We start from the raw sequence: 24077 nt of genomic DNA on the forward strand, positions 1-24077 counted from the left end.
AGTGACTCAACAAAGCCTCTCTTCCCGTTTCATAAATCGCGCTGTACTTGTTGCCATAAGCTGTTGATCAACAAAAATACTGGCTTCAACTTTATAGAGTGTTAAGTAGGAAGAGCTTATTTCCCCTCGAATAACAATATCCGCAGTAAGGGGGATCTCTGCAAGGTAGCGGATATTAATATCACCGGTTACAGCTTCAACACCTTGGTTAAAAATCGCGTGACACATACCTGCATCAAGTAATGCAGCAATAAACCCGCCATGCAAAATGCCTTGATAACCTTGCTGATGAATACTTCCTTTAGCCTTTGCCCAAACAGCACCCTCTTGATCATTATAGAAATCGAGCTTTAAACCAAACGTTGATTGTGTGCCACATAGCATACAGTGTTGGTGGCTTTTCCGTTTACTCACCTTATCCAAGAGACGCGTTGATTTGAATAAGTCGAATTTCTCTATCTCATTCTGTAAAAATCTTTTTTCTGGATTATTCATGCTTCACTCATGTTTTTGTTTGGTATCCAACCTTTTGTAATGTCGCAAATCAGCCAATTATTCTTGAGTGCAAATCTTTCCCTGTCGTGCAGCTTGTATAGTTCGAAGTACTAGCCAGCTCACAATAACTGACAGTAGTATCACCAACAAACGTGCCAGCCAACATAAATACGGTTGTTGACTAAGCTCAGCCATCTTGATGGTTGCGATGGAAAGAGCAGCTAGAGGAAAAGAGAAAGCCCAAGATGAGAGAACAAATGGCACACGCCAGAAGCGTATCGCATTGCAACCCAACAACATCGCCCAAAATAGTGCACAGTAATAAAGTAATCGGGCTCCGTTATCTAATCCACCAACCAGCCCAGTATAAGAGATAAAGCCAACAGAAGGAGGCGCTAATAAAATGAAATATGTTGGTATCAGGCGAAGTGGTAATTGTTCATGAAATAAAAGACGATACATCACAATAACCAGCAGTACCAACCAGAATAACAGCCCAACACTGAAGAAAAACCAGCTGATCTCTTCATAACCTAAATATATCCCATTTATAGGAACCACAATATTGCCGACCATTGGAATGAACCAGCTGGGATTGACATGCTCAATGGTGAAATGGCTGTGATTGAGCCAGCTACTCATTACATAAATTGTTAATACTAACTGTAACAACATACCTGCAGTCCATAACGTTATGGCTAGCATAGACGTTGATTGCCAAAATACAGAGAGTAGCAACATATTAACCGAAATCGTCGGGAAGAAATTTAGGCGCACAGGGTGATGTAATTCAGTTCGGACTTCATCTATATGGCGGAGGGTTTTCCAACCGTACAGACCTAATAGAATAATAAAGAGTACAGAGGCAAAAAGACCGATGGAAAGAGAAAGCACGTATGCAACTGATGAGCTAGGAAAACATTTTTGCCAGGCAATGGCCAACCCGGAGAGCCCCATGACTATTGAAAATAATGTAATGGGTAAATAGGCCACTCTTCTTTTTATTGGCGAAATACCTTCATGGGATATCGCCTCAGAAGGCTCTGTCATTACAGATGAAGACATGATGTATCCATTTTGAAATAATACTGATGTTAAAAAGGCTCCCGGACTGTCTCAGGAGCCAAATTATTACTTGTGCGAACAAGGCTCAGCTATCTGAGCAAATGCGATAATAAAAGAGTATTGCTGCAATAGTAGCGGCCCTTTATAAATGGCATATGCCATTTATACACTTAATTCATGGCATATGCCAGTAACTTTTGCGTAATGAACCTTGAAGAATATGCTCGATGGCGGTCATCTATAATGGATAGATTGCTTCAGGCAACGAAAATAGCCTCTAAATTGGTGTGATAATTACTTTAATATCTTCGGGAGCGGCATAATATGGGGCTGATGTAATGAACAAGGTTACTCCTGTCCTCGCATATTCCGCTGCATTATTACGATTGATCCCACCAGCAACAGACAACATTGTTTGTTGACCGGACTTGGCTAACAGTTGCTGTGATTGAAGCACCTCAGCCACAGAGAACTTATCAAGCTGAATAATGTCCGGTGCCGCTTTTACTAGCTCAGCAACTTGATCGAGAGTATCTGCTTCTACGGTAATCTTGTTTTCAGGAGCCTGCTGGCGTAACCGAACGACATGCTGCTGCCAGTTTTCAGGTTCCTGGCATAGGCGGCGATGGTTAGTAAAAACCAATAACGTTTCGCTAAGACCCGCACGATGAATATGGCCCCCACCAGCCAATACCGCGGCTGTGGCTAACTTACGGGTTCCCGGAATACTTTTTCGGGTACAGGCGACAACACCATTCGGGTTGGCCAGCTGAACCTGTGCAACCATATCAGCAGTGTACTGGGCGACACCACAGCACCATTCAAGCACCACTTGAGCTGCTTTCCAGCCAGTGTGCAGCTGTTCAGCTTTCCCTTCGACTTCAAGCAAAACTGTACCCGCATCGACGTCAACACCATCTGCTATATGTATTACGGGCTGAAGGCCAAGCTTGGTCAGCAAAGCGTGCGCTACTTCTACCCCAGCTACCCGACCCGCTTGTTTTCTCTTAAATACCATTTTGCCCTTATGTTGCCCGATCCCCAGGCTGCGGGTCGTTAAATCCCCCCGATAAGCATCTTCCAGCAAAAAGGTATCGAGTTCATAATCTGAAAAATACAGCATGTTATCTCCTGTTAATCGATTAAACGCCCCGCGACGATACTAACTTGGCGATCGTAAAGAAGCGAGGCACATAGGTAACTCGTTGAACAACAAAACTGTATCAATGATATTGCTAATTTAGCAATACATAAATTATTTGGTTACGGAAAAAACCACTAGTAGCTCATATCACTGATTAACCTGTATCCAACAGGTATCCATCCCAGATCAAATGGCCATTATTTGCACATCATCCTGGTTATAATTCTAAGGTAACCCGGGGAAAGCACCGTTGCGAAGATCTAGAAGCCATTCGGGTTATCAATGACATAAAGCCACCCACCATCAGTATATTTCATCACTTCAAGTGCCATTCCTGTTTGTACATTAGTAATTTCCCAGTCAGAGCGGATAAGTGCGGTGTCACCATTGATGTGAATAGAAGCGCCGTGTGTAATAATTTCAACGTCACCTTGCATATAACCTTTTAAAGCCTGCTTGATAGCCTCTTTACCTATAGCAAGGTTACCTTCAGTATCTAAGACCAATACAGCATCGTCATGGAATAGCGTACCCAGTCCAGTAATATCTTTATTTGAAAAATACTCTGCAAATAGCTGGTGTAACTCGTTAGGTGTTTGCGGTTTTTTGTAATCTATCGATGCGAAAGAGAAAAAAGATAGAGTGCTTAAGGCAACAAACCATATTGCTTTCATAATATATCCTTAGTTTGACTGTTCGGTGAAGATAGAGTGATAATATTTACTTAAGTTACTAAAAGAAATTAGGTACCTAAAAGTAACTAGTTACCTATGAGTAACCAACCGACTAGGTGTGTCAACTGAGTGCAAGCTCGATATGATGACGGAAAAAGGAGGAGAATATGAATAATCAAGGGAAACAACCCGAAGGCTATTGTAGTGCAGATAAATACTTAACGTTGATCTCTACAAAGTGGACCGCGCATATCGTTTGGTTAGTTGGTCAGCATCATGAAATGCGTTTTGGGCAAATACAGAAACAACTCGCTCTCGTTTCTAGCAAAGTACTCAGTGAACGATTAAAACTGTTAAAAGGAGAAGGATTTGTTTGGCGAAGACAAGAAGAAACTGTTCCTGTAACGGTGTATTACGGATTGACACCAAAAGGAGAAGAACTTGCAGAAATTGTCGACATTATCGTAAGAAAATCTGATGACTGGGATAAAGTTTAACTCCAACCTGACACATAGAACTTGAGTAAATCACTTGCTCTAGACTTGAAAATTTTCACCCCACGGCAGCGTCTCTGATTCGATACCTCCACATTGACCTTAAAATAGATGATTCATAGTCTCAATTTCTCAGGAATGAACCATAGCTATATTGCCAATAATATAGGAAAATCCCACCCTCAGTATCGGCATTATTCAATGACCCAGTGATTGAATCCCAGTTAGAACAGGAGAATCAGTAATGACTCATAAAACTAAAACAATGGAAATACCAGTAGCTATTGCCGATAGAGTGCAGATTTTGATTGATGCCTATGAAGCCAAAGAAAAGTTCAAGGCTGAGCGTGAAGTAGTAGTTAACAACTTACTTTCCATGGATAACCTTGGTTGTGAGATGGCGGTTTATAGTTTGCCTCAGGATGAATTACTAGACACTCTCAGGTTTGTATACGAACTATCCGGAACTAACAGCAAATTCATCAAAAACATACTGACACAATCCAGAGAAAATCCCAAAAAGGCCTTATCCGATTCTCAGAGAGCATCAGCAAAAGGCCTGTTGTTTAACCTACTCAATGATCCGTCAGTCATTTCAGCGATGAAAGAGAGTCAGTAATACCACAGCTTAAATTAGGGGACGGTTTTAAACCGCCCCTATTCGGATTTATGTCCTAGCGGAATTGAGGCATGTAATCTAGGTTCGCCTCAATAGTCTCTTCTAGGGCTTTTTCTAGAATCGTACCTGTTGTGACCAAGGGATTTAGAATCAGAGCACGATGTGCCGCATTTCGATCGCCAGTAACAGCAGCCTCCACCGTCAGTGATTCAAACTCTTTCATCAATTGAATCAGGCATAATGTGTCTGATGGGAAGCGCGCGACATTCAATGGCACGGGCCCGGCTTTGGTGATCATACAGCTAACTTCTACCGCGCAGTCATCTGGCAGGCCATCAATTGCGCCGTTATTGCGGGTGTTTACGTGCATGATAGTACGCTTATCGTTATAGATGGAGCTCATCAGTTCACATGCCGCTTCTGAGTAATATTGACCGCCGCGTTTTTCCAGCTCTTTCGGCTTCTCATTCAGCTCCGGATTACGGTAGATATCAAACAGACGTTTTTCCATCGCCTTAACCACTTCCCCGCGCGTGCCTTCTCCGTTCGCTTCTTCTATCTCCTGACCCATAATGTCCTCGCTGGTATAGTAGTAACGAAGGTAAGCACATGGAATCATCCCCATATTGCGCAGCAACTCTGCTGGCCACTCAAATGGCGGGATATTTTGCGGCACCAATGGGTCGCTGCCAGACAAGATCTCTTCGACCACATCTTGCAGCTTATCGCGACCTTCATGCAAGATCTGACGAGCCCAAATAAAGTGGTTAAGCCCTGCCACTTGCAGCACAAAATCTTGCTCTTCCGCATTAAGCATTTGCGCGATGCCTTTTTGCATAATCACCGGAACGTTACACAAACCCACGGCTTTTACCTTGGTGTGTTTCAAAATAGCTTCTGTCACCATGCCAGATGGGTTGGTGAAGTTGAGCAACCACGCATCTGGACAGAGCTCTTCCATCTCTTTGCAGATTTCCAGTGCGATAGGAATAGTTCGGCAAGCATTGGCAAACCCGCCAAGACCATTGGTTTCCTGACCAATCATGCCGTACTTGAGCGAGATACGTTCATCACGAATACGACCTTCAAGACATCCAGCACGGAATTGAGAGCAAACAAAATCTGCGTCTTTCAGAGCTGGCTTACGATCCAGTGTTACATGGACCTCAATGTGCGACATATTGTTTTTCGCCAGCATTCGATGAGTCAGATCGCCGATGATGCTCACTTTCTCTGAGCCATCTTCGATATCCACAAGCCAAAGTTCGCCAATTGGCAGCTCATGATTACGTTTGATTAAGCCCTCGATTAGCTCAGGAGTGTAGCTTGAACCAGCACCAATGACGGTGATTTTTAGACCTTTTTTCATAGTAATGTTTCTCGTTATAGATAAGATATTTGTAATTTAAAAGCATCGCTACTGGCTATACAAACCAAATAAAACTCGCTATGAATTAGCTCAGCTAATTTATGGCACGTGAATTATGAATAAAAAACAGCAGATGCTAGCTAACATGTACACCTTTGCTATTGCGGGTAAATTCCTGAGTTTCACCAAAGCGGCAGAAGAATTGTTCATCACGCAGGGTGCGGTGAGCCAACGTATCAAATCACTGGAAGAGCAGCTTGGTTTTCGCTTATTTGTGCGCATGACTCGACGTCTGGAATTGACCCGAGAGGGGGAACGATTACTGCACGCGATCAACCAATCTTTTGACGTCATATTCTCTGAGCTAGAAGACATTAAATTCAACGAATTACGTGGTGAACTTTACATCGGTGCAGCGCCAACTTTCGCACAAAGCTGGCTGTTACCTAGGCTTTCTGAGTTTCAGCGCTTGTATCCAAACCTCAATGTCAAACTCAGGGTTAAGGCCAGCCGGCTTGATTTCCAGCATGAGCCTGTGGACATCGCGATTTACTACAGCGCTAGCGAGCATCCGGGGTTTTATCATCAAAGGCTGTTTGACGAGGTACTGGTACCAGTATGCAGCCCTAAATACTTCAATGCCCACTTCGCTGACAATGAGCACCTTATGAGTCAACTAGAGTCAGCGACCTTCATTCACTGCACCGAATCATTAGAAGCGAGTGAGCCAAATCAAGAGTGGAAGATATGGCTAGAAAACCAAGAAAATGAAGCACTCAAGTCACTTAATGTAATGGAGAAAACATACCTCTTTAACCATTCAGACATGGCGATGACTGCTGCGAAAAACAGCATGGGAATCGGGATGGCGCGTGAGTCGTTGGTACGCTCAAGCCTAGAAAGTGGAGAACTGGTCGCGCCTTTTGAACGAGTAAACTCTGGACGAGGATACGATCTTATTTGTTTGAACGGGCAACAACATAGACCCAAAATCTCATCGTTTATCGAGTGGCTAGAAACGCAACTTCCTCTGAGTCAAGAGGAAGGTTAGACATTACCAAAAATCTCTTTTTATTAGCGGTACTAATTCACATGGGCAGTAGCGAACTATGAAGCCGTATTCCCTCTACCATGCCGAAAGGCCTTTTCACCCAACCGGTAGAGGCGTTTTACCTGATCAACAAGATCAATTTTTTGATGCTCCAACCGGCGCCTATTGAGCTGAGTGTTGATGCCGTTCTCATAGTTAAACAGAAGAATCTCAGCAATTTGCTCAATGTTATAATTTGCTTTGTCGTCACAAACCGCAACGGGGATGATCTCATCTGGTGCTAGCTGTTGCTGGTTATAGAAGAGTGCTGCTTTAATGGTCTCAGCCTTAGCTGAACTCGGGTTATTTACATCATATGGTGGATGCCATTCACTGACAGGCTGTAGCCGATCGACCTGACTGAGCAGTGCCAATATCCTCGGTTTCTTTCTATTTCGCTGCTTCTCATCACGGTAGAACGCTTCAACCATTTGCCTCAATGCTACGTCAAGTTGTCTGGCTGACTGGTTGGCTTTCAGCACCCAAAAAACCAAATCGCTATTGGTTATTTGCTCGAGCAACAATGCATTGGTTTCCGGGCTACCATCAATCCCCGGGAGATCAACTAAATGAACCCAGTCTACTCCCTCCACTTCACAACGATGGAGCATCTGGCAATCTGTTGAAGGCAGAGCACTCACCTCTGCGACCATGTTACCGATGATTGCATTGATCAACGACGATTTACCGGCGCTGATCTGGCCTATAACCGCGACACGGAGAGGCTCAACCTCTGCAACTAGCTTTTCTTGATCAGACGATAAGACTGAACTTACCCCAAGCTCACTGTCTTTGGCTGCAAAACGACCGCTGTATAAATCAATGGCAACAGAGGCCACTTCCTGCAGCAGTACCCGTTTTAATTTGGCCTGAACCTCATCGCTCACTTCATCGAAAATGCGACCAAGGATTTGTCCTCTGGCCTCGGCAACCAACCCCGCAGGTGTCATTGCCCGAAAAACACGATAGATATCGTAAACCTGTTTCGCCTTACCTAATTTATCTTTTTGTTGGTAACCCTGTTTCAATGTGGTGAGGCGGATCTTCTCCGCAAAGGGCACATGATTGAGTAAGAAATGACGATAGCGATGGCTGACCTCCTCAACCATTAACAAGAACTCAGGTGCGGTAAACGCAAGCTCTTTTGACCGCTTGTCTGGGTGGTATTTTTCCGCCACTTCCATTGCCAGCACCAACGCATGATCGCGCAACCCATCCCATTCAGAGTTTATATTCAACAACGTATCAATACGTTGATTAAGAGCTTTCCATGTGTTGTTATCAAACTCACTCCACTGGCCGGAGGGCTCAACATCGTAATCAGGTATGGTCTCTAGCGCCTGTTCATCCGCTTTACGGAGGTTTCTAAACAGCACATAGGGAATGATGACAGCAACGGACGATATTGCTACCAGTACAGCAAATAACAACCACCGGCCATCCTGTATCAGGCTCACTACACCAATAACGGCCAATATCAATACAGGTATAAACAATGAGGCAGCTAGCAGCGGCACAACGCCTTTCGACACCTGTGCCAAAGCTTCAATACTATTTCTCGTTCTTTTCATGCAATCCCTTCACAGTACTGAGCGCTTGCTGGAAGGCTTGCTTAATTTCTTGCTCAGAAACAGGCTCTCCCCGGCTGATAAAATAGAGATACTTGCATGCTGCCCGCCCTATTGCGTAAGTTGAACCGTAACTCAGCGCTGCTGCGGTTGCACTCCCGACGGTTTGACCATAGAAAGGTATTAGCTTTACAACTTGCCTAAGTCCTAGCTTAGACAGGTACTGAATCGCAAAACTGGTTCCAAGCAAACCGGCAAATTCGCTAAACCGTTGCTTATCCCACTCAATCCCATATTGGCTTGCCAGGCTATGCAGCATTTTCCCTTGAATTGCCGGAACCGAGACCAATCCAACAACCAGTATGGCATCACTTGCACCCGCGATTCCCGCATACCACATGACTTCGCGTTTTAACTGGCTGAAATTGGCTTCTTCTCGGGTCTGGTGCGCTTTTTCATCAACCAGCAAATAGAGGATTGGTAACATCTCTTCCAGCGCTATTTGAAGTGCCTCAAGCCCGGCAGGATTACCATGTTCAGGAGAAAAATCTACCATCACTGATTCCAACGCCCCCTGCCATGCACTCTCAACCTGAGACTGGTTGTAACCGATAGCCCTGTCACGTTCATCGGTATCTGACAGTGACAAAATCCCCGTATGAACAACCAATAATTGCTTGATAGCGCCTGACTTTCGTATCTTTCGCAACGCATTTAACACATCGCTTTGTTCCGGCTCTTCGGCTTTCATCACGATCAGCAACGCGTGACTCTGGTGCTGGCAGGCAGCAATGTCTTCTTCAGGATCATAGCTAGCTTCAGCCAACCCGCGTGTATCGAGAAATGCTAACAATGGATTGGTATCTGGATAGCGATAAATAGCTGAAGACTGGGTACAGGGTTGAAAACCATTACCAACGGCAATTGCTGAATTGTTCGTTATTGACTGAACAAGCGATGACTTCCCTGCCCCCGTTTTACCCAACAGCCATATGGTAGGCAGTTGTGACTGCCATTTAGAAGCAGCTGGCTCGAGATCCGGGTTAACCAGAGGATTGATATACTGATAGATTTTCTTAAAAAAAGGATTCATCGCTTCAAGTATTTCCTCGTTAGCACATCTATATACCTACTCCTATCTATCTACTCCGATATACCAGTTCTTATTTGAACCAAAGATGAACGAAACGATGATCAGACGAAAAATCATAGCGTAAACTCTTAATCTAAAAATAGATCGCGTTGTAGGCTACCGCCGGGATGGCAGGCGTAATCGGTAAAATCAGTAACGCCTTGATGCCTAAGCACCTCTTCATCTATAAAGAAGTTCCCCGTACAGTGCTTGGCATCCCGGGTAATAATTTCAAAACAAGCATCAGCCATTATCTCTGGCTGGCGTGAGCGCGCTTCTAACAATTTTCCTCCTGCCATATTCAATATCGCAGAGGTTGCAATTGCCGTTTTCGGCCAGAGTGCATTCGATGCAATATCATAGGTTTTAAACTCTTCAGAAAAAGTCAGTGCCATCATCGACATTGCATATTTTGATGCCGTATAGGCACCGTAGTTTTTAAACCATTCGGGTTTAAGGTTAATCGGTGGCGAAAGCGTTAGGATATGAGGGTTATCCGATTTTTTCAGGTAGGGTAAACACGCCTGAGTCAGTAGATATGTGCCTCGCACATTAATCGAAAACATCAGATCAAACTTTTTACTCGGTGTATTCTCGGTGTTCTCTAAATTGATCGCGCTGGCATTGTTAATAACAACATCAATACCAGAGGTTTGCTCACACGCTTGTTCAACAGCCTGTTTAATTGCCTCCTCATCGCGAATATCAAGCACAATGGGAATTGCTTTGCCTTTACCCATCTGGTTAATCTCATCTGCTGCGGTATAAATTGTACCTGGCAGTTTAGGGTGAGGCTCAGTCGTTTTTGCTGCGATAATCACAGTCGCGCCAGCCTCTGCACACCGTTTCGCGATGGCAAACCCTATTCCCCGTGAGCCACCACTGATAAAAATCGTTTTATTGTCCAGCTCTCCGAACTTCTCGGTTAACGGCGGGCTTGTATTGGCCTCGTTTTCTCTTACCTTAGGCAAAGTAAAAGTATTCGTGATCCCTTCTAATTTGTTGATTAGTCGTCTGGCCTTATCAAATATTATACCCATCGCCTTTCACTTCCTTTTGCTTATTAAGCTATTGCTCAATGCCTATCCTGCGACATCTCTCTTGATTCAGTATAGAGCAAATATTCAATTTACTACTTCCTGCCCCTTACTCATTTGCTCTAAGACTGATTGATTGATATTACCAGCAATAAAAGCACTACAGTGCCTCAACGTAAATAACTACCAAAAAAGAGTCTAAAATCATAACTTTAGACTCTTTAATTTAAACTTTAAAAAAACAGCTTATCGTCAATCTCACCAATTATTTTCCGACTGCGCTTTTTTGTTCCAGTTCACCTTCTGTTGATTCAGAGGTTTTGTCCCGATCAAGCTTTAACCAGGTGGTAAATAATTCATACCAAATAGCCAAGATCACTGCGCCCAGAAATAAACCAATGATCCCTGCTGAAATCATCCCCCCAATAGCGCCGAACAAGATCACAGGCATCGGAATAGACACCCCACGCCCCATCAGTAATGGCTTCAAGAAGTTATCGGACAAGCCTGCCAGTATCACCCACACAGAAAATATTGTTGCAGGTGTCGTATCCTGAACCGAAAAAACGTAAAGAATAACGGGCAATACTACCAATGTCGCTGGAAGCTGGGCGATACCAAACACAAACACAATAAACGTAAGCAATGCGGCAGCAGGAATACCAAAGACAAAGAAGGCAGCCCCTACCAACACAGACTGTATAAAGGCGACCCCGACAACTCCCAATAGCACGCTGCGAACGGTTGCCGCCGTTAAATTAGCCCACTCTTCGCCGTGTTTACCAACCACTCGGACAGAGACTGTCTGAACAGCTTTTGACATTGACTCCGCGTGTGCCATAAACCCTGCAGCTATAAACAGTGAAATAACAAACATCACCATAGTCGCCAGACTACTCCCCAAGAATCCCGCAGCCGCAGCCACCGCCCCTTTAATCTCTTCACTATAGCGGGCAACTGCACTTTCCATATTGGAAGCAAACAAGGCCCAGACTTCATAAAGCTGACCGCCAATTAACGGCAGGTCGGCAACCCGCTGTGTCGGCCCGGGAATTTTCACATCACCCTGCTGCAGCACCTCGGTCAAATGGGTGACGCCGTCATAGATTGATCCAGAGACCATCACGAAAGGAGTAACAAGCAGAACAACCCCAATCAAAGCCAAAAGAGTGGCAGCAAGCCCGCGCTTACCATTCAATACATTACCCAACTTGATAGTCAGTGGCATTAACGCAACTGCGATAATCGCCCCCCACAAAACAGGGATAACGAAGGGCTTGATAATATCGTAAGTCCAGATAAGCAGCACAAATAACAAGCCAATCCGGATCGAAGATTCAACCATATTATTGATAAAAACGCTGCTTTGATGCTTTTCAATTTGTTTATCCATCGTTCTTTTCCTGATTAGTTTGGCTGGCGCCAACCAGACTGGCCACAACGATGGCCATGTAGAACACACCCGCTATCGCTTCAAGATAAACGATAACCTGTGCAACCGGTGAAGTCGGGCTTATGTCGCCATAGCCCAATGTCGTCAGAGTGACAAAGCTGAAATAGGCGGCATTCGAAAAGTTCTCTCCCCATGGTAATTGCACCATCCCTGTAAACGAGTCTGCAGAAAACTCGAGGATCAGCAAATACGCTATCGCCCACATTAATCCCAGCAACAAGAACAGAGCTAGCGAGCCAACGACTTTGTTTGTGTCGATACTGCCGGTAAACAATATTTGCCGAGCAATCGATTTAAATGTGCCCAAAAAAAATGTGAACATTAGCACTAGAATCAAGGTATCGATTTGACGGAGAGGGAATATAACCTTGGTTATCGAAACCAGCCCCCAACAAATGGCTATCAACAGGAGGAACCTGTACCAGTGCTTGTCAAAACGGAGGCTTACCAGGCAAACGACGAAATTCAATACCGTTACGCCTTGCAGTACCAAATCCAGAAAGCCAATCTTTAGCACCTGCTCCAGTGACGAACTGACCAGTAAAACCACCAATGCCGCCGTCAAATAGTAGAAATTATTCTTTTCACTGATTCTTTTGCCCATGTATTCGCCTCCTGCTCATTTCAACAATGCCAATCGACCTAGATACAACTACTTCTGCTCACCATCCTTCATCACCATGATAGATGCCGTAAGCCCGAATCGGAGGTCGACACCTTCTGGCAATTGCCTGAGCGAAATGCGAACCGGAATACGTTGTGCCAACCGAATCCACTGAAAGACCGGATTGACGTTTGGCAACAAGTTGTACCCCACACTGCCGTCTTTCGGTGCGATACCCCAACCCAGCGAGTCAACCACAGCCTCTATCGGTTGCTCCGGATAGGCCATCAGGGTCACTCTGGCAGGATTTCCTATGTTGATATTCTCTAGCTGGCTTTCGCGAAAATAGCCAAATACCCAGAAACTATTAACATCAACCAGCGCAATCAGAGGCTGGTTGGCAACAGCCTGAGTCCCTTCTTTGATATCAAGGTTTGAGACATAGCCATCCACAGAGGCAAATACTTGAGTAAATGCCATATTCAGCTTGGCGGCATTGAGTTGCTGCTCCGAGACCTTGATTTGCAACAGTGATTCTTCATAGGCTATCTGACGACGGACAAGATCTTTGTGCGACACCGCTCCTTTATCCTTTGCCCTGATATCCAGCAACCGGTCATATTCGATTTTTTTACCCCGAGAGCTAATGACTGCCCGCTCCAGTGAGGCTTCAGCTTTGGAAAGCGCAACCTCATAAGTGCTCGGATCAATCTGAAATAGCAGCTCTCCCTTTCTCACTAGCTGGTTATCCCGAACGGCTACGTAAACAACGGGGCCTGATACTCGCGGAGCCACTTTGATCACGTTTGCTCGTACCTGACCATTTCGAGTCCAGGGGTTGGTGAAATATTCTTCATATTTTTGATAGCCAAAGTACATCGCTCCCCCAATGATTAGGATGTTAAGCGCGACAACGACTAGCTTTTTTATCGTCTTCATCTTCACACCTAGAATCGTAGGAAAAAGGCGTCAATAGCGACTACGTAAAGCAGTGCTATTGCCAGAAACGTCACCGACGGAAAGACAATCAACCGGGACAATCGGGTTTTATTCAACACTGCCACAGATACCCAAGTAGCAATCACGGCATAAATCACGACTAACAAGAAAGGAGAAAAATACACATCACCAACAGCCAGCTCATGAGGCATCTCCATTATTGTTCACCCTGACGGTCTGCCACTTCAGCGTTATCACTATCGCCGAAAGGTAATTCGGCTTTAATCACTGGAGCGGGTAATAATGGTGGTAAAACGGGGTCATCTAACATATCCCCCCAATCGGTTCTCGCCCGCATTTGCTCTATTTGCTCAGCATTTAAATACTTACCCGAGTTTGCTTCCCAACCACCACCCAATGACTTATAGAGCGCGACAACCTGGTTGGCGACATTACCTTTGATTTGGGCATAGGTATCTTCGCTCCGAGTCATTTTCTCTACCGAGCTCAGCAAACGCTCAAACGTGATCTGACCATTTTCATACTGTGTCAGGGAGATATTGAACGCACGAACAGACGCATTGACCGAGTTAAATGCCAACGACTTTTGTTCCTTGTTCAGCTGATAGGCTTCGAGTGCATTGCTCACTTCCTGTACCGCAAGCAATACTCGCTTGTTGTAGTTCGTCAGCGACTCCTGAAAACGGGCATCTTCGAGGCGAATATTATTTTCTAGCCGGCCATATTGGAAAATATTCCAGGAAAAAGAAGGGCCGAGCGACAGTGTTAATGAATCACTGAAACTAAAATCATTACCGGCTTTCACCGTGCTGTTGATCCCAATCGCACCAAACAGTGAGAACTTGGGATAAAGCTCTGTTTCAGCAACACCAATTTGGGAGCTTCGTGCATGGGCCTGAAACTCGGCAAGCTGTAGATCAGGTCGACGGAGTACTAAGGAGGCATCAATGAGAGTACCCACAACTGGCGGATAAGGGATCAATGAGTATTGATCATAGCCAATCAATTTTTGTTGCGAACGGCTGGTACCATATTTCTCATCGAAGGCCTTTATCTTGGCATCAATAGACGCAGATAACAGTAATTGCTCAACTTCCTGAGGCAATACACCCAACAATACAGCTAGCGCATTGCGCGACTGCATCATGCCTATTCTCAATCCGGGAAGCGCAGACTTAGTAGTATAAAGCTGGGTTTTGGCCTGCTGGACATCAAGTTCTGTCACATTGCCAGAATCAAATTGGACCTCGGTGATCTTGACCACCCGAGCCTGAATTTCAATATTGCGCTCGGACAGCAATACCCTTTCCTGAAACGTGCGATAGTTGACATAATTCCTTGCCACCTCGGCCGTAATACTCACCAAAATGTCATGGTAAGAGGCTATAGAGGCATAGAGGCTCGCTTCTGCCGATTCAATACTTCTGGCATATTTACCCCAGACATCCAGCTCCCAGCCAGCATCAAAGCTGACGGTTGCATTGTCGAACGTATTTTCGTTCTGGTAAATTTTGGCTAAACTCCCCGATACCGTTTGTCGTTGTGGATATCGAAACGAGTCAGCAACGCCAAGTGCCGCGCGGGCCTGAACTATTCTCAGCCCCGCAGATTCCAAATCTAGGTTCTGATTCGAAGCCTGCCCGACTAATCTGTCTAGCACAGGGTCTTTAAACTGCATCCACCAACGTGCAGTCTTCCAGCCACTTTGCAAACTGTCTCCTCCGATCCAGTTATCTTGTCCGGTCCAACTCTGCGGTAAATCCGCGGCTTCTACGCCCTCAAAGTCAGGGCCAGAAACAGAACATGCAGTCAGAACGCCAACAGAGAACATCGCTATAAAAGCATTGGTAACTTTTAGCACTGCTCCCCCTAAAATCTACTCTGAGTGAATTGCTTCCAGTGAATCACATCACTTGAAGCCTTAGATTGAATCAACGAATCAAATATACTTTCTTTCAAGTTTAGGAAAATATAAAAACCGGCAATGTCTGATTTTGAATAATCGGACCATTCTATTTTCTCGAAAAAACCATCCAATTGTTTTTCAAGCATCTTGTAACTTTCATTTGCACATAATAATGCTTCATCATTGTCGGCATTTACTGACTTGTTCACATTTAGAGATGCTAATTGATGGGCAACCTCTGGGATCACTTTATCCTTATATTCTGCTCTGGCTTTCATCACCAGCGGGTTGTTCCTCAACCGCAGCTCTGACTCTGTCAAGGTCAAAAGATGATGGCAAAGTAACTCGCACTGACCACAGAATGCAGTAATATCCTCAGCCGCAAGTTGCTCATAATATGCTGTATTCACTTTACTTCCCCATACCTTCAGCTTACGTACTGTTACTTTCATCGTTGCCAGGTGCCACCCCAACCTCCACCGATACCAAAAGGAAGGTGATTCTTTCTGATGACAGGTTATGACTCCACATACATGACGACAAAAACGCTCTCGCATCACCAAAAACAGATGTTCTGGGCGTGATGAGAACGGAAAATAATAGGAGAAAACCACCATAAACACGACAAGGTAAAACAAAGTTACGATTGTCAAAATGATACCGAAGTGATAGATCATGTCGTTACTGATACCCAAGGTAAACATCCCGATCAGAAAAAAAATAGTGATCGGTCCCTTGAATAAATAAAACCCGACAAAGGTATAGATAAAAATAAACACGGCGAGTTCAGATCCCAAAGACAACTGTGGCAAAATGAATACATAGGCAGGAACTGAAAAAATAAACCCTAATGAAAATAGTATTAATAATAAGACGGGATGAATGGGTAAATAAGAAAGAATAGAAACAAACAAAGTACAAAAAATGACGAAATTGTACCCACCAGGGGGATTAAACAATATCCAAATTATACCTGTCAGCCAGTACGTCAACACCACTTTAATTGCTGATTTGGCATTTTCGGCATCCCACCAATTAAAAACCGGCGACCCTTTCGGCAACACCTCATGGGTGGTCATTCTGCCTGTTACCGAGTCGATACAACTCACCGCACTGATTAGACAAGTTAATTTTTCATCAAGTTTGCTAAATAAGAAGCCGCTGGTAATTGTGGTACCGCGTACCAGATGACTCACCGCCTGAAGCTTATCCGAATTATAGATAACAGGCGTACTCTCTAGATGCACGCCTCCTTCTTTTCTTTCCCATGCTGACGGAATTTGCTGGAACAGTTGCGATATATCTTCAACCAGATCTTGATAGTTATCGATAAAGTGATGCGACTGAGTCGCTAGCTGATCTTGACTTTTCGCTGCAAAAAGCAGTAATTCGGTGATCTGACGATAGTACAACAGCGCATAATCCCACTCTTTTTTATAGGCTGATATTTCACTGCACTCAGTACTAATCGTATTGTAGCGAGATTCCAGCGCATCTTGGGCTGCATACAGAGCCGGGATCAGTTCGGCAACGCCTGGCTGAGAGGATTTTTCACTCTCTACCGTGTCGGGCTCTATTTTATCACCAGAACTTGAAGCTATGGGCTTTTCTACCGTCGTTTGGCTAATCACTGAAAATAGCCGGGACTGAATATTGCCAAGTTCATCTGCCAATTGACGTAGATTCTGTTCAACCTGCGGCGGAAAAACAAAAACGCCAACCAAAGTATAAACCACGACTCCAAAAACAGTCATATAAGTGCGATCAAGGCCATATAAAAATGCACCTTCCGCATCCCCACCGTTAAACATCATCAGGATCATCACACCCGTCAACATGAACAGCGTCGGGTCCGCAAGATAGGCACTGCGAATATAGAAAACCACAGCAACGATCAATGACACCGAAAGCATGTACAGCATCCGGTCCTGGGCAAAAAAACCGACCAGCACCAAACCAATAACTGCACCTACGATTGTCCCTAAAACTCTGAGTGTGCCTTTTGCAAGAGATTCTCTGCGGCTGCCAGTAGAAGCAATCAGCATCACTGTCGTTGCCGCTGTCGATGGTTGCGGCCACCCAAGGGCCATCGGGATCAGGAACGCAAGAGTAAGGCTTATTGCAACTCGAGTGGCAAACTTAAACTTCTCGCTGAGGCAAAAAGGAAAAAGCCAATTGTTAATATGGAGAGATGAAATTCCAGAACCAGACTGTCTTGCAGGTTCTGCGCTTTCCTCGGCCATCGCCTACCCCGCACATATTCATTCAATCTGTATAGACTAGATGAATATCTTGCAGCCTAAGCGAAGAAAGTGTCTTAGATATAACACTCTATGGATAAGGTTAAGAGAAGTTAAGGTTAGGAAGAGACAATCGAAACAATCGCACCCAGCAATAAAGTGACAACGTCACAGGCGTGACGTTGTCATTATAAAGTTACACAATTTTGGGTTGCAGCCACTCTATAGCATTCAAGAACAGTTTGACGGCTGGCAACATGCGACTTTCATCAATATCGAAATCACCGTTATGATGGCCCGCCGTTAAGTCCGAGCCGACCAAACAATATATCGCTTTGCCGCCATTAGTCTGTACCCGATCAACTAAATAACCGGCATCTTCACTTGCACCAAAATCTTTCTCACGCACAACTTCGGAGAAACCACTATAGGGGCCAAGCTTAGCCAGCAACTCAACCATTTCCTGATCATTTTGCAGACCGATAGCCTCACCCTGCGCTTTGATTTCAACCTTGACGCCATGCATCATGGCAGCAGCCTGAGCTATCTGTTCAGCCTGCTGATACATATAGCTATTTAACTCGCGGTTCTCACCACGGGTTTCCCCCATCAGTACGGCATTGGCAGGAACCACATTACGCCCGTCACCAGCATGGAGCTGGCCAACATTAAGGCGAGTCATGCCATCACGGTGGCGAGGTATTGCGAGCATCTGAGTAACAGCCGTACACGCAGCAGCAAGAGCATTGCGACCGGCATTAGGTTCGATACCTGCGTGGGCGGGTTTGCCAGAAAAATGTAAATCGAACTTTGAGCTGCATAAGAAATGCTGAGGATCGCAAACCAAGGTACCGCTAGGAACATTCATACCAATATGCGCAGCAAAGAAATAATCGACATCATCCAGCCAGCCACTTTCGGCAATCGCTTTACCGGCGCGACACCCTTCTTCTGCTGGCTGAAAAAGCAGCTTTATCTTACCGCAAAGGACACCTTTGTTTGCTGCCAACGTTTCTGCAATACCCAAACCTATAGCGGCATGGGCATCATGTCCACAGGCATGAGCAACGCCTGGTGAAAGCGAAGCAAATCCGAGAAAGCGTGGCCGGTGAGAGTCATCCTGATTTTCCATGACATCAACAGCATCAATATCAAAACGCAGTGCGATTACTGGCCCCGGACGCCCCGTATCCAATATGGCACCGACGCCGGTTACTCCATTCATTTGGGCTAGGTGCTCAAGCTCAGCTCCCCAGCTGATAGCACGCTCTTGAGCTTTGACAACATTGGCGTCGTCTCGACCCATGATCGTGTCATGGGCAATGATCGAGTCAGAAAAGAAAAGCTCATATCCCTGCGACTGCAGCAAACCTGCAATCCGGCTGGTGGTAAAAAACTCGCACCACGCCGACTCAGGGTATCGATGAAACTCTCGACGATAGTTCATCAATCGCTGAGATAGCGCCTGTTCATCCACTGTTATATTTTGTACCACTTTTTCGTCCTATCTTTTACGGCAAACCGGATGAGTTTCACGATTAATAACCGGTTAATTCCATAAATCCCTGTCCTGAATGACTGCCCTTGACCCTTATCGGCCCTTCCCAATATGAGAAGACAAATGGCAACCACTGCTCCTTGCGGACAACATTCACTTCAAGTTGTATCTGTTGTGTCGGTACCTCAATTCGCCACTTAAGTGGGAATTGTTTCCCTTGGTATCTTGCTAAAGATATTGGCGTTAACCTGATATCTTCAGGCTGCAATACGATTGTTTTACCATCTGGCCAGCTTAAAGAACCAAAGTAATACGACTCGGCATTCTCTTCTCTGATCTGATAAACCATTAAGGCGCTGCCGTCATCTAAATGAATTGAAAACCAATCCCAGCCCTGCTGTTTTTCTGATAGGCCTTCACTGCTCCATTCACGATCATACCAGCCATCACCTTTCACTTTATAGGTTTTCCCGTCTAGCTCTAGCGTACCGCTAAGCGCCAAGAAAGGCGCGCTGTAGTAATAGGAGGCTATGTCTTCTGTCGGGTGCTTCTTGCTGTAACCGTTATCACCCTGAAAGATCAATTTCCCTAAGTTACTAATATCGAGATCGGCTGCCATTTCTCCGTCAGAAAATTCAAGTGTGCCCGGAAAAGGCGAATCACCATAAGAACGCCATAACCAGTTGTCTAGCCACGCTCGGTAAGGATTTGCCGTCACGCCCGCCTGTCCGATCCCGCCACGGGCGAAGCGTTCGGCATACCAGACTTTATCTTTGCTGGTTACTACGATATGAGCCATATACCTTTGTGGGCTTTTCCATCCATTGCCAGCTTCACTCCCAGACGCGAAACGAAAAAGTGTCCACTGAACACCAAACGTTTCACCACTTTCTGACTCGAGATTTGCAGTGAGATACCACCACTCAGCTTTGAAGTCAGGGTGACCGAGGTGATCTTGTGGAAACACCCATTTTTTCCCGGGGACAACAGGCTGATAGATTCCCTCCGCTCCCTGACGGAGTATATCGGCGGAGTTTGATTGGGTTTCGACAGAGTCACAACCCGTTAGCATCATGAAGCACAACAACGTGAACATTGCCAATCCACGGCTAGCAAATTGATACAGCATCAAAAAGCCTCCCGTAACGATAGAATGGCAGAACGTTTAACCAGACGCCAAACCGGCCAGGCCCCCGCGATCAATAAAACGGCTAATGCAGACCCCAAAGAAGTCAGATATTCATACGGGAAGTACTGTACAGGCATTGTCCAACCAAAAGAATATTTCAAAACAACATCAATAAGCAGCTGGGCCAGTACCAGTCCAAGAGGCAATGCAATCACTGCCGTCAGTACACCTATCATCAACAACTGCCCGCCTCCCAAGGCTGCAAGCTCTCGTCCCGTCATTCCCATACAGCGCAACAGCGCAAACTGGCGTTGACGCGAGATTTCACCGGCTACCGTGGCAAAGAACAGACCGCAAACTGCAATAAATAACGTCAATTTACCCAGGGTTGCCGTAACAATAAACGTACGATCAAACACCCGCATTGCCTGCGCCATGAGTTCGACATTATTACGAACCCGCTCAGGTGACAGGTGGAACCGCTCACCCATTTCCTTCATAACAGCCATACTGTCTGTATCCGGTTTCAGGTGAACAGCCAAACCAACTTGCCCCTTATAAGGCCAATAGTCCTGCCAGCGTTTATGAGACAGAATAACCTGGCCATAGGGGTTACCGTAATCGTAGTAGACACCAGCGATTAACCAGCGCTTGTTCATCGGAGCGGGTAACTCTATTTCATCGCCGGGATGCCAGTTCTGCTTGAGTGCCATTGACTCGCTGACAAGTACAGCCCGCTGGTGATGCAAACGCTGCCAATAATCGGGTATCGCAACTTTAATCGAAAGGGCCTGCTGCTCCTCTCGGGTTCCGCCGATACTGACAACCTGTAGCGTGCCCGCTTCTGTCAATATCTCTTTGCGCCACTGCCACCAGACCTGTTTCACTTCATCGCGGCTATCCAGCCAGCTGGCAATCCGTGGAGCGACATTCAGAGAAGGACGGACATAAATATCAGCCGCAAGACGCTGGTCTAGCCACACCTCGGTCGTACTACGGAAACTGCCGACCATCGTTTCCATACCAATGTTTGATGCCAGTGCCAGCATAAACGCCATTGCCGCTACCCCTCGGTAACTAAGGCTTGCTGCTGCATCGGAAAAGAACCAACGTAACCGCGCCGAGCGCACTACCTGCCCGAGGCCCTGAAAGAGTTGCCATAACAAGAACGGCATACTCAGCGCAGAAGCGATCAGGATAAATGCAATCAGGACAAAACCTGCCATCTGGCCATGCGGAAGCTGATACACAGCCGCTGCCGCGCCAATGAACATACACGAGAAAAGTGCCTGCCACGCAAATTCACGGCCACTAAAGCGAACCAGAGACATATGGGTAGATAGACGCGCTGGCTGAGTTTTTATTAACCGGATCAGTGGCCAGCCACAAGCCAACAGGCTACCGAACAAGGCGATAGCCAATGATGCCAGGCCCCATTGCCAATGCCAGCTCACAGATAAGCTAACATTCGCGCCATATAAGCTATTTAATGTTTCCGCCACAGAAGGCAGCAGCTGCTGAGCAAGCAGCAGTCCAAGTAAGTTGCCGCCGACCAAGCCGAGGGTGATCCACACCAAAAGCTCTAACAATAGCGCTTTCGCCAACTGCGAACCGGAAACACCGGCCTGACGAAGCAAGCCAACCAAAGGCTGACGCTGAGACAAAGACAGAGACATCGCCTGATAGAAGATAAACAGGCCGACAACAAAGGCCAGCATACCCATTGCAAACAAATTTAAGTGAAATGCTTCGGTCAGGGGCTCAAGGGTCGCACTTTGATGACGTTCCAGTTTCAAAGCCGGCGGTAATTGCTCGGTAAGGGCTAACAGTTGTTTCGGTGACATCTTACCGCATAAGATTGCGGTCAGGCCCGTGCCGGGTTGCAGGTCACGCACTAGTGACATGTCTGCGATCATCCTTGGGCCTTGAATCCTTTCTTCGTCCACAACCTTCAGTGGACCAATCTGTTTTCCGTGCTCTAAGGTTAAGAACTGGCCGTCTACCACACCCATGTAGCTTGCAAGCTGCTCTCCCACCATGATTGGATAAGGCGGACGCATCAGCGACATCATCTGGCTTTGGTTTTGACTCGTGACCTGATCTTTGAAATTCGAGAACATGGCAATGGGATCGATGCCGACAATTTCAAAATCTCGGTTTTGGTCAGTAACAATCCTGTGCTGATCCATCGGAACACATTGGCTAAAGCCCGCCCGACGTAACTGAATATAGAAGCCCTGGGGAACTTTAATTGCTGGCTGGTTATGGCGAATTCGATACGGAAAAGGATTAGAAAAAAGTTGTTCGCCCTGACGGTAGCTTTCTCTGGCCTGCTGGTTAACGCCCATAACACCAACTAGCAAGGCAATACCTAATGTCAGGCCAAGCCATACCAACACAATCTGGAAAGGGTGGCGCTTATAATGCCCCCAAAGCGCTTTAGCTACGGGGCTTGACATGAAGCTGGCCTCCCTGAAGTCGAATACAGCCATTCATATGCTCTGCGACTTGTTTACTGTGTGTGACCAATAGCAATGTACAGTCAAGCTGACGCGTAAGGTTGACGAGCAAACGTATTACCGCACCGGCATTTCGTTCATCAAGGCTGCCTGTCGGCTCATCGGCCAACAATATATCCGGCTCCATGTAAAGCGCACGGGCAATGGCAGCTCGCTGCTGCTGACCACCTGACATTTCTTCTGGGTACCGCCCGAGTAGCGGCATGAGATCAAGCGCCGAAATAATCTGACGCCATAATTCTGGCTTCTCCTCCAGCCCTTTTAGCTGGCGGCAGAAACGAATATTATCAGCAGTAGTTAAAGTGGGGAGTAAATTGAATTGCTGAAAAACGAGACCAATGTTGTTACGACGAAAGGCAGTACGCTCGCGCTCGGAAATCGCATGGATGGGTGTTTTACCTAACCAGACTTCACCAGAATCTACCGTGTCCAAACCTGCAATCAAATTAAGCAAGGTACTTTTGCCCGAGCCGCTTTCCCCCATCAGGGCCAACTGCTCACCTTGCTTTAGCTCCAGCTCTGCACCTTGCAAGACGGAGTGATACTCACCGCCATCCTGGTAGCCTTTGCAGAGCTCCACTAGTCGTAACATCTAAATCCCCAAATTTTTGTAGGTGTTTTCCGAAAGTGAAATTTACAGCAAAGCCCGGATTCGAGAAAGTACTTTAAAAGTCTCATTTGGAAATAAAAATGCAATGCGTTACAAACCACCCACAATTTAAACAATCCGCCTACACGCCAATCACAACAACTTGAAAATCAAGATACTTCGAATGAATAAGGTGCGCACGACCTGCTTAATTTATGTCATTTCAGCCATTCCCCTTATTCTACCATTATTATTAAGCAAGTTAGTTATTCATTCTTACGAGTGCATTGCCATGGCATATACCCACTCTCATGGTAATTGTAAGACAAGTGAACAAAAAGCTGTAATTGAAGTCGGTGTCCACAACAAATTACGAGCACATTTTTACTTTTAATATGAAACAGAATTTAAGATGAGCTCGATCCCTTCCAAATACCTTAAGAAAAATACGACACAGACAGTTTGAATTTTATCCGCTACATTTCTATTAGC

21 protein-coding genes are annotated in these 24077 nt (G+C 45.8%); 3 read left to right on the forward strand and 18 right to left on the reverse strand.

Annotation, left to right across the window (positions count from 1 at the left end; translation table 11 throughout):
- Nucleotides 1-6: 6 nt before the first annotated feature.
- The 4 genes from EDI28_RS05275 to EDI28_RS05290 form a co-directional block, all read right to left on the reverse strand.
- Nucleotides 7-495 carry a PaaI family thioesterase gene (locus EDI28_RS05275; RefSeq protein WP_128782753.1) on the reverse strand — a complete coding sequence of 163 codons (489 nt, stop codon included), beginning with the start codon at nt 493-495 and terminating at the stop codon, nt 7-9.
- 57 nt (nt 496-552) lie between these two features.
- Nucleotides 553-1560 (reverse strand): SLAC1 anion channel family protein, encoded by a 1008-nt coding sequence (locus EDI28_RS05280; RefSeq protein WP_233353276.1) that lies wholly within the window; start codon nt 1558-1560, stop codon nt 553-555.
- A 277-nt stretch (nt 1561-1837) separates the two neighbouring features.
- Entirely contained in the window at nt 1838-2683 is an 846-nt protein-coding gene (gene modD / locus EDI28_RS05285) for a ModD protein (RefSeq protein WP_128782754.1), read from the reverse strand.
- Nucleotides 2684-2964: 281 nt separating this feature from the next.
- Nucleotides 2965-3378 (reverse strand): YybH family protein, encoded by a 414-nt coding sequence (locus EDI28_RS05290; RefSeq protein WP_128782755.1) that lies wholly within the window; start codon nt 3376-3378, stop codon nt 2965-2967.
- 167 nt (nt 3379-3545) lie between these two features.
- Between EDI28_RS05290 and EDI28_RS05295 the strand changes: the two genes are divergently transcribed.
- Together EDI28_RS05295 and EDI28_RS05300 are read left to right on the forward strand one after the other, a co-directional pair.
- Nucleotides 3546-3875 carry a winged helix-turn-helix transcriptional regulator gene (locus EDI28_RS05295; protein ID WP_128782756.1) on the forward strand — a complete coding sequence of 110 codons (330 nt, stop codon included), beginning with the start codon at nt 3546-3548 and terminating at the stop codon, nt 3873-3875.
- Nucleotides 3876-4116: 241 nt separating this feature from the next.
- The gene (locus tag EDI28_RS05300; RefSeq protein WP_128782757.1) at nt 4117-4491 is read left to right on the forward strand and encodes a hypothetical protein; all 375 of its coding nucleotides are present in this window, start codon (nt 4117-4119) and stop codon (nt 4489-4491) included.
- A gap of 55 nt (nt 4492-4546) precedes the next feature.
- Here the strand turns inward: EDI28_RS05300 and EDI28_RS05305 are convergent, their stop codons facing one another.
- Nucleotides 4547-5860, reverse strand: coding sequence for a 6-phospho-beta-glucosidase (locus EDI28_RS05305; protein ID WP_128782758.1), 1314 nt, complete (start codon nt 5858-5860; stop codon nt 4547-4549).
- A gap of 115 nt (nt 5861-5975) precedes the next feature.
- On the opposite strand from EDI28_RS05305, the gene EDI28_RS05310 reads away from it, so the two are divergent.
- Nucleotides 5976-6911 carry a LysR substrate-binding domain-containing protein gene (locus tag EDI28_RS05310; RefSeq protein WP_128782759.1) on the forward strand — a complete coding sequence of 312 codons (936 nt, stop codon included), beginning with the start codon at nt 5976-5978 and terminating at the stop codon, nt 6909-6911.
- Nucleotides 6912-6967: 56 nt separating this feature from the next.
- Here the strand turns inward: EDI28_RS05310 and EDI28_RS05315 are convergent, their stop codons facing one another.
- The 13 genes from EDI28_RS05315 to EDI28_RS05375 all read right to left on the reverse strand — a co-directional run bounded on the left by EDI28_RS05315 (nt 6968) and on the right by EDI28_RS05375 (nt 23588).
- Nucleotides 6968-8521, reverse strand: a complete 1554-nt coding sequence (locus EDI28_RS05315; RefSeq protein WP_128782760.1) for a GTPase family protein — start codon at nt 8519-8521, stop codon at nt 6968-6970.
- A complete protein-coding gene (locus EDI28_RS05320) occupies nt 8502-9611 on the reverse strand; it encodes a YcjF family protein (protein WP_128782761.1) in 1110 nt (369 codons plus the stop codon). Before EDI28_RS05320 ends, EDI28_RS05315 begins: the two co-directional genes overlap by 20 nt.
- A 128-nt stretch (nt 9612-9739) precedes the next feature.
- Nucleotides 9740-10690, reverse strand: coding sequence for an SDR family oxidoreductase (locus EDI28_RS05325; RefSeq protein ID WP_128782762.1), 951 nt, complete (start codon nt 10688-10690; stop codon nt 9740-9742).
- Between the two features lie 262 nt (nt 10691-10952).
- Nucleotides 10953-12080, reverse strand: coding sequence for an AI-2E family transporter (locus tag EDI28_RS05330; RefSeq protein WP_128782763.1), 1128 nt, complete (start codon nt 12078-12080; stop codon nt 10953-10955).
- Complete coding sequence (locus EDI28_RS05335; RefSeq protein ID WP_128782764.1) at nt 12073-12744, reverse strand: potassium channel family protein; 672 nt, start codon at nt 12742-12744, stop codon at nt 12073-12075. Before EDI28_RS05335 ends, EDI28_RS05330 begins: the two co-directional genes overlap by 8 nt.
- A gap of 48 nt (nt 12745-12792) precedes the next feature.
- Nucleotides 12793-13674, reverse strand: a complete 882-nt coding sequence (locus EDI28_RS05340) for an efflux RND transporter periplasmic adaptor subunit (protein WP_128783000.1) — start codon at nt 13672-13674, stop codon at nt 12793-12795.
- Nucleotides 13675-13691: 17 nt separating this feature from the next.
- A complete protein-coding gene (locus EDI28_RS05345) occupies nt 13692-13895 on the reverse strand; it encodes a DUF1656 domain-containing protein (RefSeq protein WP_128783001.1) in 204 nt (67 codons plus the stop codon).
- A 5-nt stretch (nt 13896-13900) separates the two neighbouring features.
- A complete protein-coding gene (locus EDI28_RS05350; RefSeq protein WP_128783002.1) occupies nt 13901-15535 on the reverse strand; it encodes a TolC family protein in 1635 nt (544 codons plus the stop codon).
- 38 nt (nt 15536-15573) lie between these two features.
- Nucleotides 15574-17853 (reverse strand): FUSC family protein, encoded by a 2280-nt coding sequence (locus EDI28_RS05355; RefSeq protein ID WP_128782765.1) that lies wholly within the window; start codon nt 17851-17853, stop codon nt 15574-15576.
- 193 nt (nt 17854-18046) lie between these two features.
- Nucleotides 18047-19345 (reverse strand): amidohydrolase, encoded by a 1299-nt coding sequence (locus EDI28_RS05360; protein ID WP_128782766.1) that lies wholly within the window; start codon nt 19343-19345, stop codon nt 18047-18049.
- A 43-nt stretch (nt 19346-19388) separates the two neighbouring features.
- The gene (locus tag EDI28_RS05365; RefSeq protein WP_128782767.1) at nt 19389-20477 is read right to left on the reverse strand and encodes a lipocalin-like domain-containing protein; all 1089 of its coding nucleotides are present in this window, start codon (nt 20475-20477) and stop codon (nt 19389-19391) included.
- Nucleotides 20477-22936, reverse strand: coding sequence for an ABC transporter permease (locus EDI28_RS05370; RefSeq protein WP_128782768.1), 2460 nt, complete (start codon nt 22934-22936; stop codon nt 20477-20479). Before EDI28_RS05370 ends, EDI28_RS05365 begins: the two co-directional genes overlap by 1 nt.
- Nucleotides 22917-23588, reverse strand: coding sequence for an ABC transporter ATP-binding protein (locus tag EDI28_RS05375; RefSeq protein ID WP_128782769.1), 672 nt, complete (start codon nt 23586-23588; stop codon nt 22917-22919). Before EDI28_RS05375 ends, EDI28_RS05370 begins: the two co-directional genes overlap by 20 nt.
- Nucleotides 23589-24077 lie beyond the last annotated feature (489 nt).

Origin of the sequence: Photobacterium chitinilyticum (assembly GCF_004104355.1) — a bacterium.
GTDB lineage: Bacteria > Pseudomonadota > Gammaproteobacteria > Enterobacterales > Vibrionaceae > Photobacterium > Photobacterium chitinilyticum.